The organism is Acaryochloris marina MBIC11017, assembly GCF_000018105.1.
Classification (GTDB): Bacteria; Cyanobacteriota; Cyanobacteriia; order Thermosynechococcales; family Thermosynechococcaceae; genus Acaryochloris; species Acaryochloris marina.
The window spans coordinates 330,619-343,978 of the sequence record NC_009926.1 but is presented as its reverse complement, the minus strand read 5'-3'; the positions used below and the strand labels follow the sequence as shown (position 1 = coordinate 343,978).

Annotated in this window: 26 protein-coding genes; 18 read left to right on the top strand and 8 right to left on the bottom strand. The window is 46.5% G+C overall.

Annotated features, from left to right (window positions below):
* Positions 1 to 40: 40 nt before the first annotated feature.
* Entirely contained in the window at positions 41 to 439 is a 399-nt protein-coding gene (locus AM1_RS30305; protein WP_012166853.1) for a DUF4259 domain-containing protein, read from the bottom strand.
* A gap of 239 nt (positions 440 to 678) precedes the next feature.
* Between AM1_RS30305 and AM1_RS30300 the strand changes: the two genes are divergently transcribed.
* Positions 679 to 1,026: a hypothetical protein gene (locus AM1_RS30300; protein ID WP_012166851.1), complete on the top strand. Its 348-nt coding sequence runs from the start codon at positions 679 to 681 to the stop codon at positions 1,024 to 1,026.
* Positions 1,027 to 1,221: 195 nt separating this feature from the next.
* Here the strand turns inward: AM1_RS30300 and AM1_RS30295 are convergent, their stop codons facing one another.
* Positions 1,222 to 1,713 carry a hypothetical protein gene (locus tag AM1_RS30295; protein ID WP_012166850.1) on the bottom strand — a complete coding sequence of 164 codons (492 nt, stop codon included), beginning with the start codon at positions 1,711 to 1,713 and terminating at the stop codon, positions 1,222 to 1,224.
* Positions 1,714 to 1,956: 243 nt separating this feature from the next.
* Here AM1_RS30295 and AM1_RS38270 point away from each other — a divergent pair, with 243 nt between their 5' ends.
* Positions 1,957 to 2,301 (top strand): DUF2949 domain-containing protein, encoded by a 345-nt coding sequence (locus AM1_RS38270; RefSeq protein ID WP_012166848.1) that lies wholly within the window; start codon positions 1,957 to 1,959, stop codon positions 2,299 to 2,301.
* 49 nt (positions 2,302 to 2,350) lie between these two features.
* Positions 2,351 to 2,956, top strand: coding sequence for a hypothetical protein (locus AM1_RS30285; protein WP_049783867.1), 606 nt, complete (start codon positions 2,351 to 2,353; stop codon positions 2,954 to 2,956).
* A gap of 22 nt (positions 2,957 to 2,978) precedes the next feature.
* On the opposite strand, the gene AM1_RS30280 is transcribed toward AM1_RS30285, so the two are convergent.
* The 3 genes from AM1_RS30280 to AM1_RS30270 form a co-directional block, all read right to left on the bottom strand.
* Complete coding sequence (locus tag AM1_RS30280; protein ID WP_012166846.1) at positions 2,979 to 3,785, bottom strand: sigma-70 family RNA polymerase sigma factor; 807 nt, start codon at positions 3,783 to 3,785, stop codon at positions 2,979 to 2,981.
* Between the two features lie 175 nt (positions 3,786 to 3,960).
* A complete protein-coding gene (locus tag AM1_RS30275) occupies positions 3,961 to 4,236 on the bottom strand; it encodes an HU family DNA-binding protein (protein WP_012166845.1) in 276 nt (91 codons plus the stop codon).
* Positions 4,237 to 4,436: 200 nt separating this feature from the next.
* A complete protein-coding gene (locus AM1_RS30270; protein ID WP_041661158.1) occupies positions 4,437 to 4,823 on the bottom strand; it encodes an AbrB family transcriptional regulator in 387 nt (128 codons plus the stop codon).
* A gap of 142 nt (positions 4,824 to 4,965) precedes the next feature.
* Here AM1_RS30270 and AM1_RS30265 point away from each other — a divergent pair, with 142 nt between their 5' ends.
* Positions 4,966 to 5,232: a hypothetical protein gene (locus AM1_RS30265; RefSeq protein ID WP_012166843.1), complete on the top strand. Its 267-nt coding sequence runs from the start codon at positions 4,966 to 4,968 to the stop codon at positions 5,230 to 5,232.
* A 599-nt stretch (positions 5,233 to 5,831) separates the two neighbouring features.
* Positions 5,832 to 6,293 (top strand): GNAT family N-acetyltransferase, encoded by a 462-nt coding sequence (locus AM1_RS30255; RefSeq protein WP_012166841.1) that lies wholly within the window; start codon positions 5,832 to 5,834, stop codon positions 6,291 to 6,293.
* Positions 6,294 to 6,489: 196 nt separating this feature from the next.
* On the opposite strand, the gene AM1_RS30250 is transcribed toward AM1_RS30255, so the two are convergent.
* Positions 6,490 to 6,741 carry a helix-turn-helix domain-containing protein gene (locus tag AM1_RS30250; RefSeq protein ID WP_012166840.1) on the bottom strand — a complete coding sequence of 84 codons (252 nt, stop codon included), beginning with the start codon at positions 6,739 to 6,741 and terminating at the stop codon, positions 6,490 to 6,492.
* 122 nt (positions 6,742 to 6,863) lie between these two features.
* Here AM1_RS30250 and AM1_RS30245 point away from each other — a divergent pair, with 122 nt between their 5' ends.
* The gene (locus AM1_RS30245; protein ID WP_012166839.1) at positions 6,864 to 7,061 is read left to right on the top strand and encodes a hypothetical protein; all 198 of its coding nucleotides are present in this window, start codon (positions 6,864 to 6,866) and stop codon (positions 7,059 to 7,061) included.
* A 23-nt stretch (positions 7,062 to 7,084) separates the two neighbouring features.
* Positions 7,085 to 8,140, top strand: a complete 1,056-nt coding sequence (locus tag AM1_RS30240; RefSeq protein WP_012166838.1) for a DUF932 domain-containing protein — start codon at positions 7,085 to 7,087, stop codon at positions 8,138 to 8,140.
* A gap of 154 nt (positions 8,141 to 8,294) precedes the next feature.
* On the opposite strand, the gene AM1_RS30235 is transcribed toward AM1_RS30240, so the two are convergent.
* Together AM1_RS30235 and AM1_RS30230 are read right to left on the bottom strand one after the other, a co-directional pair.
* Positions 8,295 to 8,585 (bottom strand): hypothetical protein, encoded by a 291-nt coding sequence (locus tag AM1_RS30235; protein WP_012166837.1) that lies wholly within the window; start codon positions 8,583 to 8,585, stop codon positions 8,295 to 8,297.
* 51 nt (positions 8,586 to 8,636) lie between these two features.
* Positions 8,637 to 8,870: a helix-turn-helix transcriptional regulator gene (locus tag AM1_RS30230; RefSeq protein ID WP_041661156.1), complete on the bottom strand. Its 234-nt coding sequence runs from the start codon at positions 8,868 to 8,870 to the stop codon at positions 8,637 to 8,639.
* A gap of 297 nt (positions 8,871 to 9,167) precedes the next feature.
* Here AM1_RS30230 and AM1_RS30225 point away from each other — a divergent pair, with 297 nt between their 5' ends.
* From AM1_RS30225 to AM1_RS30195, 11 genes are all read left to right on the top strand, one after another.
* Positions 9,168 to 9,434, top strand: coding sequence for a hypothetical protein (locus tag AM1_RS30225; RefSeq protein WP_012166835.1), 267 nt, complete (start codon positions 9,168 to 9,170; stop codon positions 9,432 to 9,434).
* A 66-nt stretch (positions 9,435 to 9,500) separates the two neighbouring features.
* Positions 9,501 to 9,845: a DUF3768 domain-containing protein gene (locus AM1_RS30220; protein WP_012166834.1), complete on the top strand. Its 345-nt coding sequence runs from the start codon at positions 9,501 to 9,503 to the stop codon at positions 9,843 to 9,845.
* Positions 9,846 to 9,847: 2 nt separating this feature from the next.
* Complete coding sequence (locus AM1_RS42515; RefSeq protein ID WP_012166833.1) at positions 9,848 to 10,000, top strand: hypothetical protein; 153 nt, start codon at positions 9,848 to 9,850, stop codon at positions 9,998 to 10,000.
* Positions 10,001 to 10,085: 85 nt separating this feature from the next.
* Complete coding sequence (locus AM1_RS30215; protein WP_012166832.1) at positions 10,086 to 10,331, top strand: hypothetical protein; 246 nt, start codon at positions 10,086 to 10,088, stop codon at positions 10,329 to 10,331.
* Positions 10,332 to 10,616: 285 nt separating this feature from the next.
* Positions 10,617 to 10,772 (top strand): hypothetical protein, encoded by a 156-nt coding sequence (locus tag AM1_RS42510; protein ID WP_187152970.1) that lies wholly within the window; start codon positions 10,617 to 10,619, stop codon positions 10,770 to 10,772.
* 170 nt (positions 10,773 to 10,942) lie between these two features.
* Positions 10,943 to 11,203, top strand: coding sequence for a hypothetical protein (locus AM1_RS41465; RefSeq protein ID WP_041661154.1), 261 nt, complete (start codon positions 10,943 to 10,945; stop codon positions 11,201 to 11,203).
* Positions 11,184 to 11,702 carry a hypothetical protein gene (locus AM1_RS30205; protein ID WP_012166829.1) on the top strand — a complete coding sequence of 173 codons (519 nt, stop codon included), beginning with the start codon at positions 11,184 to 11,186 and terminating at the stop codon, positions 11,700 to 11,702. Before AM1_RS41465 ends, AM1_RS30205 begins: the two co-directional genes overlap by 20 nt.
* 148 nt (positions 11,703 to 11,850) lie before the next feature.
* A complete protein-coding gene (locus AM1_RS43465; protein ID WP_012166828.1) occupies positions 11,851 to 12,078 on the top strand; it encodes a hypothetical protein in 228 nt (75 codons plus the stop codon).
* Between the two features lie 198 nt (positions 12,079 to 12,276).
* Positions 12,277 to 12,501, top strand: a complete 225-nt coding sequence (locus tag AM1_RS43460; protein WP_012166827.1) for a single-stranded DNA-binding protein — start codon at positions 12,277 to 12,279, stop codon at positions 12,499 to 12,501.
* Positions 12,502 to 12,537: 36 nt separating this feature from the next.
* A complete protein-coding gene (locus AM1_RS43455) occupies positions 12,538 to 12,714 on the top strand; it encodes a hypothetical protein (protein ID WP_238549322.1) in 177 nt (58 codons plus the stop codon).
* 182 nt (positions 12,715 to 12,896) lie between these two features.
* A complete protein-coding gene (locus AM1_RS30195) occupies positions 12,897 to 13,352 on the top strand; it encodes a DUF4326 domain-containing protein (RefSeq protein WP_238549321.1) in 456 nt (151 codons plus the stop codon).
* The last annotated feature ends 8 nt before the right edge of the window (positions 13,353 to 13,360 follow it).

The following is a 13,360-nucleotide window of genomic DNA, read 5'->3' as shown; positions in this document are numbered from 1 at the left end:
GGATACCCAAATTAGCCGAATAGTTTTCTTAAACCATCACTCAATATGGCAGTCTAGACAGCAGATCCTCCATCGCTCCCTGCCATTCCTCCAAGCCACCTGAGTTCTCCCAAAGCCCCTTGAGTTCTGACTCAGCCAGAATTACCTCAATTGCCTGTCGAGCCTGGGCAACCCTCGTTGCTGAGGGGGCTGGATGACCTTCCACCCATACCTCAATTTCTTCTGGGCAGTCTTCATGAGGATGACCTAACTGTGCAGCAACCACCTCTGCCGCTGCAATGGCGATGGAGCAATCCAGTGTTCCTGGAGAGTCGTCAGCTTGATCGATGACGGTATTCAGTGCATCAACAATCGGACTATCATCAGCGTAGCCTTCTAGCTCTGCCACCCAGTCCATTGCATTATCGTTATCGAAACTGCCAACTCCTGATGCGCCCATTGTCATACCCCCCTGTTTGAGTCCAGGGATAATTTACCTTGAGGATAGAGGATAAGCCAAGGGGTGCCGTCTTGGATACAGTGAGAGTAGGTCAAGAAGTTCTCTCGGCAAGGGTCAGTGATGTCATCAGCAATCTTGATGAAGCTGAATGGGTTGATGTTCAGAAACTAAGAGAGACTCAAAATCAAGCTATGTCAAGCATCAGGTTGCCGATATCCAGTAATTGAGGAGGCATGAATATGAAGAAACTCAGCGATTATGCAATTGGGGCTTTCTTGATTGTTATTGCTCCGCTTGTAATAGTGATTGCAGGATTTCTTTACATCGATGTTGTGCATGTTAGATTGCCCACGGTCGAACAGTTGCTGGTTAAATATCCTACGTGTGAACAGCGAGGAGAATTTGTAGCAACACACATCAAAGAAAGTCAGACAACACCAACGGTATTGATCGATAGACCAGCCAGAGACCTGGATGGTTTGTGGCAACGATATCGAGCTAAGGTCGAGAACATTCTTGAGGAACGAGATGAACGTATATTTGCCCATACTCTTTACAAGCTAGGTAGCGGCTGTTGGCATGATTGAACTTCGCGTTTAGTTGAGACTGGGTAGGGTTGAATCTAGAAAGGATACATCCCCGCTGCTTGCAGCGAATTACTTGGCTTACAGTCCAAATCGACGGTTTGGAAGTGAAAGATCTTCGATACCTCTTCCGCTTGCGGAGAGGTGGTTAATTTGATCTTAGAGGTCTATGCTGTTCGCCTCTAGTCACCGCCCTTACTATTGGCTTGGATACTCAGCGTTGCCTGAAGGGTTATTGAACTTTCTAGTGGGTGCTTGCCAAATCGATCTCAATCGCTGTAAACCTTTTGGGTTGATATGAATCTCGTCATCTATCAGTTTCAATTCGCCGTTGGCAAAGGTTGAACCAGCAGCCCAGAGGATACTCGTGAAGTCGCCACGCTTAAGAGATGAGGGAGCATATTTCACTAGACCTTCATCGGAAAATATTTCATAAATCTCCTGCATGGTGTCTGGGTATTGGATATCTAGTGCCCGGACGTATAGAAAGAGCAAAGGCATGGGATCGTTAGTCCCGAAAATAGCAGAGCAGATATAGGTAGAGGTCGTCACCATCCAAGTCGCTATCTTATGTGGATCGGTGGTGCGATCTCGGGCCATTTCCAACACAAGATCCACCATATTTTTTCTGAAAGGAGTCCCCAGACGAGTCTCCAAGTTTTTCCAGACGGCTAGGTTATTTGGATCCATGTATGGTTAATCTTGTCGATTAATATTTCCAAGCCTCAATCTTGTTGTAAATCTTTCAGTAGATCATCAAGGTCTACATCATCTAGCTCGTCAATTTCCGGCAAGATATCAGTTTCATTTATAGGAAGATTGTCTGTCTCTAACTGTGACATAGTTATTAATTACCATATATATTTATCTATTTATTTCCCCATAGTAAATAAGCTCTTATGTTTTCTGTATCCGAAAGTTTACGGAAATCCAGTGATACAAGATGAATTAGCCATTTCTGGTGCCGCAATAGATTTGGCCTTGCGTTATCCAGATCCCTCACAAGGTCGGATCCACATCATTCTTTGGCAACACGGCTTGCTCGACCTTGATGAGTTAGGTCAAACCTTCGAGTGGCGGACGAGTAAAAAGCTGATATGGCTACCAGTAAGAGAAAATAGAAAAAACTGGCAGCATATAGTAAATGTCTGCCAGTTGAGATGTAGCAATAGCGCAAAAATTGTCTTTATATCTACTTTGATGTCTGAAATTAGACTTTGGGGCAACCTGAGAGTAGTAGATCATCAAGGCGAGTTCATTTACAGTCAGTTCAGATGAACTCAAGACCTAGCTTTCCGTAGAGAGATACAAATGATTTAGGGAAAACGTGGCGTCCATTTTTATATCAGAAGAATTAGAAGCACAAGGATGCTTGCATGATCGGTCGTCTTCCCTGGAGATCCAGGGGGAAAGTTTTGTGCCTGGTCCTTCTTTTCATAAATCGTGGCGTCAAACAGCCATAGAGTTTTGTGAAGATGCTTGTTCTAAGGGAGTGAAGTATATATTAGTTGAGTTCCCTTCTTACTTGATGACTTGGCGATGTAATCAGACTGCAGCATCAGTTCGGGCTCAATCTTTACATTCTTCGCAACCAGAAGAAATATCATCAACTTCGCTTGGGCCTCTTAAGGTGGCTTCTGCTACTCAAAAGTCATCTCAGAAGAATGTGCAGACTCCACCACCTGAAATAGCCACTCAACAAGCGTTGGGAATCGATAATGATGATGATGAGTTTATCAGTCAGTGCAAAAAAGAACTGGCTATTCATATTGGTCCAATGGCTGATCTTATGACTAAGCAGACATTGAATCAATCACCTGAAATGAGTCATCAAGAACTGATTGAGGCTCTAGCTGCTCACATTGCTGACCCCAATGCAGCTCTCTCATTTCGGAAAGCATGTTATTCCATTAACGGAATACATTTGCTTTGATCAACATCAAAAAACTGAGACCCTAAGCAGACTGAGCATATCTTTCCAGCTTCTGCATGATTTTCTTGAGAATCAGTCGAATCCCTTCATGGCTTAAACCAATCTGTTGGCCGATTTCTTTCATCGACTTGGGATGATCATCCTCAAGCCCATACCTCTGACTAAGGACAAACCGCTCTCGTTCATCCAAAGATGCCATTACCTGAGAAAGCTCATCATCAAGTTGGAGCGATTCTAAATAATGAGTGGGTTGGTCCTCTCCAGCTAGCATATCGAGGAGAGTATCTTTTTGCTGAGGGCCGACGAGTTGATCAAGGGATGATATCTGTTGGAATAATTGCAGAGTACGGCTAATGGTTTTCGGTTTAATATTGGTGGCTTCTGATAACTCAGACAGTGATGGTTCTCTACCGAGTTGTTGAGTGAGCACTCGAAAATGTTTTTTGATCTTGCCGACGGTATCCCAATGATAATGGGGGAGATAGATAGGACGGGACTTTGCTCTCACCGCCGCCGTAATCCCTTGTCGAATCCACCAATAGGCATAGGTGCTGAAGCGACACCCTTGAGCGAGGTCAAATTTGTCTACAGCGGTACTCAATCCAATGCTGCCTTCTTGGATTAGGTCTAGCAAGGGTAATCCACGATTTTGATACTTTTTAGCAATTGAGACGACGAAGCGCAGGTTACACTCAATCATTCGTTGTTTAGCTCGAAGGCTTCCCGCTTGTGCTTGTCGTGCTAGTTGAATTTCTTCTTCATGGGACAGCAGGGGATATCGAGCGATTTCTTTGAAGAAAAAATGAAGACTGTCATAGCTTGTAGCCATCACTTAACCTTGCAAACATTACTGGTAGAGAATTACCCTGAATTGCCTGGCATGGGAAGGATAATTGATGTTTCTTAAGGTAAAGATGTGCATAAAGAAGCTGGCAGAATCACCAGAGCATCCGCCAGCTAGGTCGTTGGAATGAGGTTAAATCTTTAGCGATATTCTTAGTCTATCAGTCTTTCACCTGCTCCTTGAAAGTCTTGCCTGCACTGAATATGGGTGATTTAGTTGCCGGGATTGTGAGCTTTTTCCCTGTCCTAGGATTGCGCCCGTCTCTGGCTTTACGGTCCCTAGCTTCAAAGCTACCAAAGCCGACCAAAATGACCTTCTCGCCAGAGCTAACGGTCTCCATGATGGTTTCTGTTAGTGCTGTGAGGATAGTGTCGGCCTGCTTCTTCGTGGCTCCAGTATTCTCAGCGATGACATCGACTAATTCACCTTTGTTCATCGTCTTCCCCTCAATGTGCTTGTGGGCATTGTATAGCAAGAATTGCTGTTGGGTTTATTGGGGGAACCTGGGCAATATCAATGGGTCTGAATATCACAGGTTGGAAATAACCCCCTCTGTTTTTGCCGTGTAGTGAGCTTACAAAAACTTTTACGACTCCCTTGTACAAGACAATACAGGGGAGTCTTTTGTATCAACGATTAATCCTCTTCAGCCATGAGTTTTAAATGAATATGCTTACGGCCCAACGCGATTTCAAACTCATCTCCCGGTTGTAGTTCCATTTTCTTGGTGTAGGCACTCCCGACCAATAGATTGCCATTGGATTGTACGCTGGTTCGAAAGGTGAGTTTGCGGCCTCCTAGTTTTCCGTTACTTTTACCTTTAGCACCAAGATCCATCCCTTCAGCGTCCAAGACTGCATTGAGGAAGGCCATTACATTGATGCGTTCAGTGCTATCTTTAGCGAATGTGAAGTAGCCACACGCTTTGGCTTTTTCTTCCCGAGTCAAATCACTTAGGGTACTCACTTTGGCTAATAGAGCTTGACCTGTTAAAGGCTTATTTTTTTTAGTTCTCTTCGGCATCATTAAACCTCAATGTCTTTTATTCCCTTAGTTTGATAAGCAAAATCACTGCTTTTGAGTGTAGGACGAAATCTATTGGTGAGTCATTGTTTAGATCGTTTGTCCATACTTGGATTGGGGCGTTGTGAAAGCGGGGAGCGAAATGGAGAAACCAACAAATTTAAGTGATACGGGTGAGCTAGATGAGATATATCGCCGAAGAAAGCAACTTGCGATCAGCCTAAAATTTCACCATTATCAAGATCTTCAAAAGCTTCCTCAAGAAGTTGCAGTTAGAGCTATGGCTGAGGCTTGGGGTGCTTGCCATCCAGAGGGTTTCCCCAAGTATTGCCCTGGCACGTCAACGGCCATCATCCCGCAGGAGCAAATTTCAAAGTCCATCAGAGAAAGCAAATACTTCTCGGGTTAGAAATGAGTTACAAAATCCTTGAGAGTTCTTTGGTCATGGTTGTAGACCTTGTATTTGGTCTGTGAAGAGCGTCCTGCTTGTAGAAATTTAGATCAAGGGCTGACCCAATGATCTGCCCCTGTTCTGAAAGCTCATACCACTGGCTAGTAAAACAGTGTTGGGCAAACGTTGCCTTGGACATCCCACACCGGGATATTCCCGCTGGCTTATCCTTCAGGGGGATTGCTTTGATCAGTTTCCGAGTGCTAGTCATCTTGGATATCCCCCAGTTCGCTCGTCCAAATTTAAGCTAGAAATTGCTTTGAGTGGTTCATTTCGGGTGTGTTGCTTCACCTTGATAAGCAGAGGTATTCAGATGGTATTAAACCCTAGTGCCCCAACCAATTGATCAACCACAAAACCCCTTGGAGGAGCATTCGTCTCAAGGGGTAGTAGATGTGGTGTGTTTTACCAGAGTTACTTTCCCCCAGAAGATGTAACTCTATATAAAACTACCAGTCAAATTTGAGGATATGTTGAAGACATCTGAAGGCTTCACTCAGTAGGCAACCGAGACTGTCATAAAGTAATTTAGCGCCGATAGGTCACGGGAAACTATTATGTCGTCTCATCAGATGCCTGTCCTTCGTATTACAAAACGTGAGGAACTTGAATGTATCTGTGAACTGGAGCAAGGTGAAATGCGGATGTTTGTCATACCGTACTCTCTGCAAAAGCATCAGGTAGAATTTGCGAAACCAGATGTCATCTACAAGTCAATTTGGTGGAATGAAGAGCTGATCGGCTTTTTTATCTTGGTTTTGGATCCAGACGGCCAGAGCGTTGAATTTCGCAGAATTATAGTCTCCAAGCCTGAGCAGGGCCTCGGGACTATAGTCGTCAGAAGCGTAGATAACATCTGTAGCAGTGAACTTGGGAGGAGTCGGGTGTGGTTAGACGTCTTCGAGTCAAATGAGCGAGCCAGACATGTTTACGAAAAGTGTGGCTATCAACTGTTTGGAGAAACCCAACATGAGGGACGAAATTTGTTTTTGTATGAAAAAACTGTTCAGCAATCGTAAGCCTTTAGTTGTCGATGCCAGCATTTATGAATTCGTAAAGATGATATCTTCCCCCGAACCTCCACCGGAAGATCTGCGGCACTGCTGAAGCGTCGGAGGCGGACCCCAGAGTTTTCTAGGACAAGTCCGAGGGGTGGGGTGGGTGTGGCTATTGTTTGGGGCGTGGTTGAAGCGAAATATGATTATTTCTCAGGCGTCATGAGCTACCAGAGCCTTTTTTACCTTTAGCAGCTTGTTTTTGCTCAAATAAAATTTTGGATTGAGCAGCAGCATTAGCAAGTTCTTCAGGAGAGCAATTTAATAATTTGAGCAGATGGGGATACTCCAAGGCAGAGAGAGTTGGAATACTCCTTCCTTGGTCCCAATTCCTGACTGTAGATTCGGCAATATCGAGAGCACGGGCCAGCTCACTCTGACTTAATCCAGCGTCTTGACGAAGAGTCTTCATGGTTTTCATAAAGCCAAGTTTACACTGCCAGGATAGCACTAATTAAATAGCGGTAATTGCTTGACATACTAATAATTTAGCGCTAATATATTAGTATAAGTGAACGGAAAGGAAAGCGCCCAATGAAAGGCTTCCACCTCAACCAAATAAGTGAGTTCTACGAAGTGCTAGGTCACCCTGCTGAATACCGCAGACACGAAACCGGGGTAACGCTGGATTACGGTCTGATGCCCTCGGTGGATGAATTAAAAGTTCAAAAACAATTACAAGTCAAAGCGGAAGAGAAACGGGTTGCAATCGACTCTCTTCCGCTGGCTTAAGACAAACCAAGGAGATTCTAACAATGAAACAAGGACTTACGCTCGTTGAAATGGCCCAAGCTGTCCAAGATCAGGCTGAGGCCAAGCGCGATTTTGTTGCTGACACACGCACCCTTGAAATGAACCCTGATGGCTCGATCACAGTCGAATCTGAAGCAGTTGAAGAAACATTCACAACTACTGAACATACCCACGGCCAGATTTCCCAACGCCTCAGCATTCCCCTGAAATACTATCGACGGATGCAATCGTCAGCCCCCCAACTTCTGGCAGAAAACGTCAACCACTGGTTCAATACCAATCCAGAGCGGCGCATGATTCGCACTCTTGACGGCTCAGCTCGTGCCTTTTTGTCCGACCGCTATCGCAGAGTGGACAACTTTGAGATTGCTGAAACGGTATTACCCGTCTTGGCTGAATTTGGTCAAGGCTTAAAAATCATGAGTGTGGGCCTGACTGATTCACGACTGTACATCAAGGCAGTAAATGAGCGAGTTCAGCTCGATGTGAGGAAAGGGGATGCTGTCCAAGCTGGGGTGGTCATCTCCAACTCTGAGATTGGGCTTGGCTCCATTCGAATTGAGCCGCTGGTATACAGGCTCGTGTGTCTCAACGGTCTTATTTCTCAAGACCACAGTTTCAAGAAATATCATGTGGGTCGTCAAGTCGGTGAAAGTGATGCAGCCGTAGAATTGTTCAGCGACGAAACCCGTGAAGCTGATGATAGAGCGCTTTTGCTCAAAGTTCGAGACATGGTGTGTGGTGCTGCTGATATCGCCAAGTTCACCCAGATTGTAGAGCAGATGCGCGATGCCACCGAACGCAAGATTGAGGGCAATCCGGTCACGGCTGTAGAGGTGTTGGGTGATAAGCTCAACGTCAATCAGGAAGAACGCTCTGGAATTCTCACCCATCTGATCCAGGGTGGCGACCTGACCGCATACGGCATGATGAATGCGGTCACCCGGACTTCCCAAGATGTCGAGAGCTATGACCGAGCTACGGAGCTAGAAGCAATGGGGTCTCAAGTGTTGAGCCTGCCCCAATCCACTTGGAGAGAGATTGCGATCGCTCGGTAGTTCTGTCCTTCAGCCCTTGCCTGTCGGCTTGGGCTGGGGCTGTCTAAGGTGAGAAAGGATTGAAGTGATGTCCGAAGTGTGATGACCTTTGGTCGGTCTTTGACCATCTCAAGCCAAAGTATGCTTCTACCCCAAGTTAGAGAATGCCGCAAGGTTAGTTGTCTTTATCAGCAATCCTAGAAATAGCTTCCGCAATTTGGGACAGTGATTCATTGATCGAGGCTTGAGCTTCGCTATTTTGTGAGATGAGTTCATACATCGTTGCCCGATCATTCATTAAATTTGAGACAACATCAGAGGTCTCTCTAACAAAAGTACTGACAGTTCTTGTTAATTCAGCGATTTGTCGATCAGTATGGCGTTGCCGTTCTGTTTGCTGAGTGGCAAGTGCCTCAATTGCTTTGGCGTTAGATTCGATGAGTTGCTGAAGCTCTTCAGAGGTCATGATTTAATCTCAAAAGAATAATAAGGATTACAAAGAATAGAGGGATTTTGGTTACGTTTCAGGGTCATCTTTACTTACCTCTTCATATCCAAACAGATCATTGGGTGTGCAGTTAAGAATTTCACAAAGCCGTGCAACCCGTTCAAACCATTCCACGCCAGTACGACCGTGTTCCCAATTTCGGATAGTGGTTTCCGTCATTTGCATTTTTCTTGCGAGTTGAGATTGGGAGAGGCCCCGATCTTCACGTAACGCTTTGATGTTGGACACAAGAAATTTTCCCATAAAGGATTTATACCAACATTATATCTATAAATATCTTTATGTAAAATTCTTGACACCGTAAAGATCTTTACGGTAATATATAGACATACCAAAGGAAAGGAAAGCGCCCCGAAAGGCTTCCACCGAAATAGTCCAGAGACATGATCTTCTAGGCAGAGCACAAGGTCTTCCAGACTGGGTAAAGAAGCTAGAAGAAGCAATCAAAGGATAGAGACAAAACTTTCATTAAAAGAGCCGCTGCTTTTCCTGGCAGAACTCCAGCGGCTCTCCATGCAAACCCTCTACGAGGTTCACGACATGACTGTAGCACTTCTGACTCCAGAGCAACGATATGCTGCTCTCTATCCCAAGACTCGGAAGTTCGATATCACCATTGATTTCTACCCTGGCGTGAGAGGCGGCGGCGAAGAAATCGACCTAACCATCGAGCTTCCCAGTCAGGCCCATGTGACCAGTCGCCAACAATGCGAACGGTGGGTAGTAGAAAACTATCCTTCAGGTCGCCTGATTTTTGTCCAGCCTATATTCACGACTCAGCAGTTACTGGCTGAGGATGAATTCTAGTCCATCCACTACAGGGGCACCTGTTGCCCCTGCCCCGTCTCAGGTAAGTTCAGAGGACACAATCTTATGACCACTACAGAAGCAACCCAAGCCCCCACTATTGCCCAACTCAATGATCGCTTTCGCCAAGGTGACCACACCCTAGGCCAGGTCTTCACCACTCAGCTTGTTCAAGGTCTTTCGTCACAGGAACAACAGGAACTCTTTCGACTGGTCCGCACGTTCGATGACTTCAATGAAGATAATGACCCGTGGAAAGAGCATGATTACGGGCGAATTGAGTTTCAGGATGAGCAGTATCTCTGGAAGATAGACTATTACGACAAAAACTTGAAATATGGCTCGGAAGACTCAAGTGATCCAAAGGTCACTACTAGGGTTTTGACCATCATGCATTCCAGTGAGTACTAATCATGGATAGCTTGATGGACAGAGCGTTACAGATGCTCAACGGCATGATTGACGAGGGTTGGGAATATCCTGAAGCTGAGTTCAGAGTGCTTTCGAGGCTAGACCTGAGTCCTTCCCAGGTCGATCAACTGCAACAGCTATACGACGAGCAATAGGCTCACATTCCCCTACATCCTGGCTTCCGGGCTGGGGTGCTTTTCTTCTCCGATTGATACAATGACAGTAACCAAGGAGCTTGCAATGACAGCATCTGAACCTGATCGCCTTGACCGCATTGAAAATTTACTGACTGGCTTTGGTGAGGATTTGAGTACAGTCAAAAACGACCTGAATTCTCTCAAAGAGCAGACTATCAAAACCAATGAGCAGGTCAAGAAATGGGATGGTCGGCTCTGGGGTTTGACCTTAGCCCTGATCAGCACAGCTTGGGCTGGCATCATTGGCGCAACTGCTGTGGTGATTACCCGTTCCTTGACTGGCAGCTAATTCTTCCTAGAAGCTCCCAACTCTACAAAATTTTTCCCAGACAGCATTCTGGCTCCCCCCTGCCAGGATGCTTTTCTGAGGGTGCCCAAAATTATCTGCAATTAATCAATGAATTGAAAGAATTTTTCTCTTGCTCCAAGCCTTGCAACCCAATTAACAGCACCCCCTCCCCTCCCCTCCCAAAACCTTTCTCTTTCTTCTCTTCTCTTTTCTGCTTCTCCCCACACCAATCAGCCCCTGGTTCACCACTGGGGGGCTTCCTTCTGAATCACTGGAGGTAATCCCATGAAAATCCACATCGCTAAAGTCGAAGTCTGGAATGGCCGCTCCTTCCAGTTGATTGATTTCCAGCAAGCTCAGACCCAGGAAAGCCTTGGGGCAGTCATCAGGGAGTATGCTGCTGCGATAGGGGTGCGGCTGGTCTATTGGAGCAAAGTATAGCAATCTTGGTCTTAGCGGATGCGATCACCTGCTGCTTCGTGAGTACGATCGCATCCACAATACAAGCTACCTCAAACTCTCCCCCTCGTATTACACCTATTAATCTATTTCACACCTATAAATTCCCCTGGCCGATTCGCTGGGGGTTCCACATATCTAGAGAAAATCCTATGACCGTTTCAATCCCACCCCTCACCCTAAAAGTGAGTGCCCCACAGACCAACGTCACCAGCTACAGCACTAACCCCGAAGATTTACCCATTCTTGAGCAGATCTCAAGTCTCCTCCCAAATCTATCCCAGGCTGGTAAAGTTGCCCTGATTCGGGGTGTATCTGAGTTGCTGGCGGTGTCTATGAGCCTGCCAACCCAGCCTAAAGAAATTACCTTGTCCCTTCACCACGAGGCCACCTATGATAAAAACTCAAGATAGATCCCAAGCCCCACTCCAACAGCAAGCCCATGTCCGACCCCTCGGATTTGGTGAAAGTCCCAGTGGCTTAGCGATATTCTGTAATCGGGCCAATACCAATACTTGGTATACCCTTAATCAGGATTCCCAACCCGTAGAACTCCCCTATCCAGCGCTTACGGGCTATCTCCAAAGCATCGAGTTCATCAAAGGTGAATACAAAGGGAAACCCAAGAGCAAGCTCAGATTCAAGATGATGGCTCATCGTCCCTGTACCCTGGAGGCGGGTTCAGAGTCCACGTTCACGAAAGGATTCCTGAGTGCGATCGCAAGTCTAACACCAGACCATCTCCATTATCCCATCACCATTGAGGCGATTCCCGCTGATGAGGAGAAAGTGCTGTTCTGCTCCGTGTGGCTGATGGGCCAGAAGGTTTTCCAGGCATGGGACGAGCAGACCAACTGGCGAGAGGTCGCCAGAAAAGCGATGACCAATGTGGCTCAACTGCAGAGTGGCTGATGAATCCGACCATCGACTGGTAAGCACTGAAGAACCTGACGGAATATTGCCGGGAGGATATCAAGGGCTTCTGTGAGGATGAGGGTTTTCCGGTTTACCCCGGTCGCCTTCATCCCTACCAAGCTCTATTCCTCCGCAATTTGCTGTTGTGCAACTGGTCGGTGCGCGAGGGGTATTTGCTTATTACTGGCAGGCTCAGCAAGCGTTCGAGTTGTTCTGGGCAGAGCTACCGGATGATGTCAGTGATTGCCAGTTGACGAAATCCTGGATGGCCTGGTTTGAGGGGAGTTTGAGACAAAAAAAGACAGCTTCTCGTTACCGAAGCTGTCGAGGTCTATTTACGTGGTGGAGTTGGAGAAGCTCTCTGTTCTCATGACTCCATTAGTGAGGATGCCCCAATCGAGATAAGTGATGACAACAATCTGAAAAAACTCATCACGTCTTGCTGGAGTTGGAAATTTGAACTTATCCAGCGTTCTGCTTTGAAAGAAAAAGTGTGATGTGAGAGGGCATTAAACTCAGTCCCTAATTGGCACACAGCACTTAAAAATATTGAAAAATTAGGAGTCTATATATGAATACCGTAAATCTTATTGGAAGACTCACTGCAGATCCACAGATGCGCTATTTCGAGTTTGGCAAAGTCATTGCCAAATTCCACCTTGCCATCAACCGCACCAAAGACGAGACTGACTTTTTCGAGATAGAGGCTTGGGAAAAGACCGCTGAGGTGATTGGGCAGTACTGCCAGAAAGGGTCGCAAATTGGGGTCAGTGGTTCCCTGTTGCAAGAGCGCTAGGTTGACAGGAACTCAGGCGGCAATCGCTCAAAGGTGGTGGTTCGCTGCCAACGGGTTGAACTGCTGGGTTCCAAGCAAGGGGAGCAGGCATCGAGCAACACTGTTGCACCAGCCCCGACCCATACCCCGCCTCAGCCCCAGAGACAGGTGAAGCCACCAGTAGCGTCAAAAGCTGGTGGTGGTTCATTTGTTGATGACAATATTCCTTTCTAGGGGTGATGAGAAAGAACCCCCAAAAGTGACTCTTCTGAACAATTTTGCTGACGAGAAAGGGCGGCCTGGAGTTGACTAGGGTCGCCCTAAAACAGAATCTTCATGAAATCTAGCACAGTCTTAAAATTTGCGTTTGAAGCCGTGCTAGATCGACCTAATTGAATTAGTAAAGGGCAGTTCTCGTGTTCAAAAACGCCCTGCCTAAAGCCGTAAAGCTTATCTCGTTCAATGGCAAATATATCATGAACATCACCGTCGTTAATCTTCGCCATAATCGCAATGTTGAGGGCTACCGTTGCGACCGTGCCAGCGTCCTTGGCAATCCCTTTCACATGTTCCAAGAATCCGAGCGCATGGCAGTCATCGCTGCATTCCGTGAATACCTCCATGAAGTTGCCAACCTGGGGGCCAATCCCATTGATGTGGTCCCAGATCTGGCTGACAAGTACAACGTCCAGGTCTCAGGTATGTGGAAGCGTCCCAGTCGTCCTCAAGTGATGGTAGAGCTAGCCAAACTAGAGGCCATGCTAGAAGTGAAGTTGCTCTGTTGGTGCGCTCCCCTGGCCTGCCACGGCGATGTTATTAAGTCCTACCTTGTATGGAAACACCCGGAACCCCAGCAGTTGGAGCTATCCTGAGCCAATCA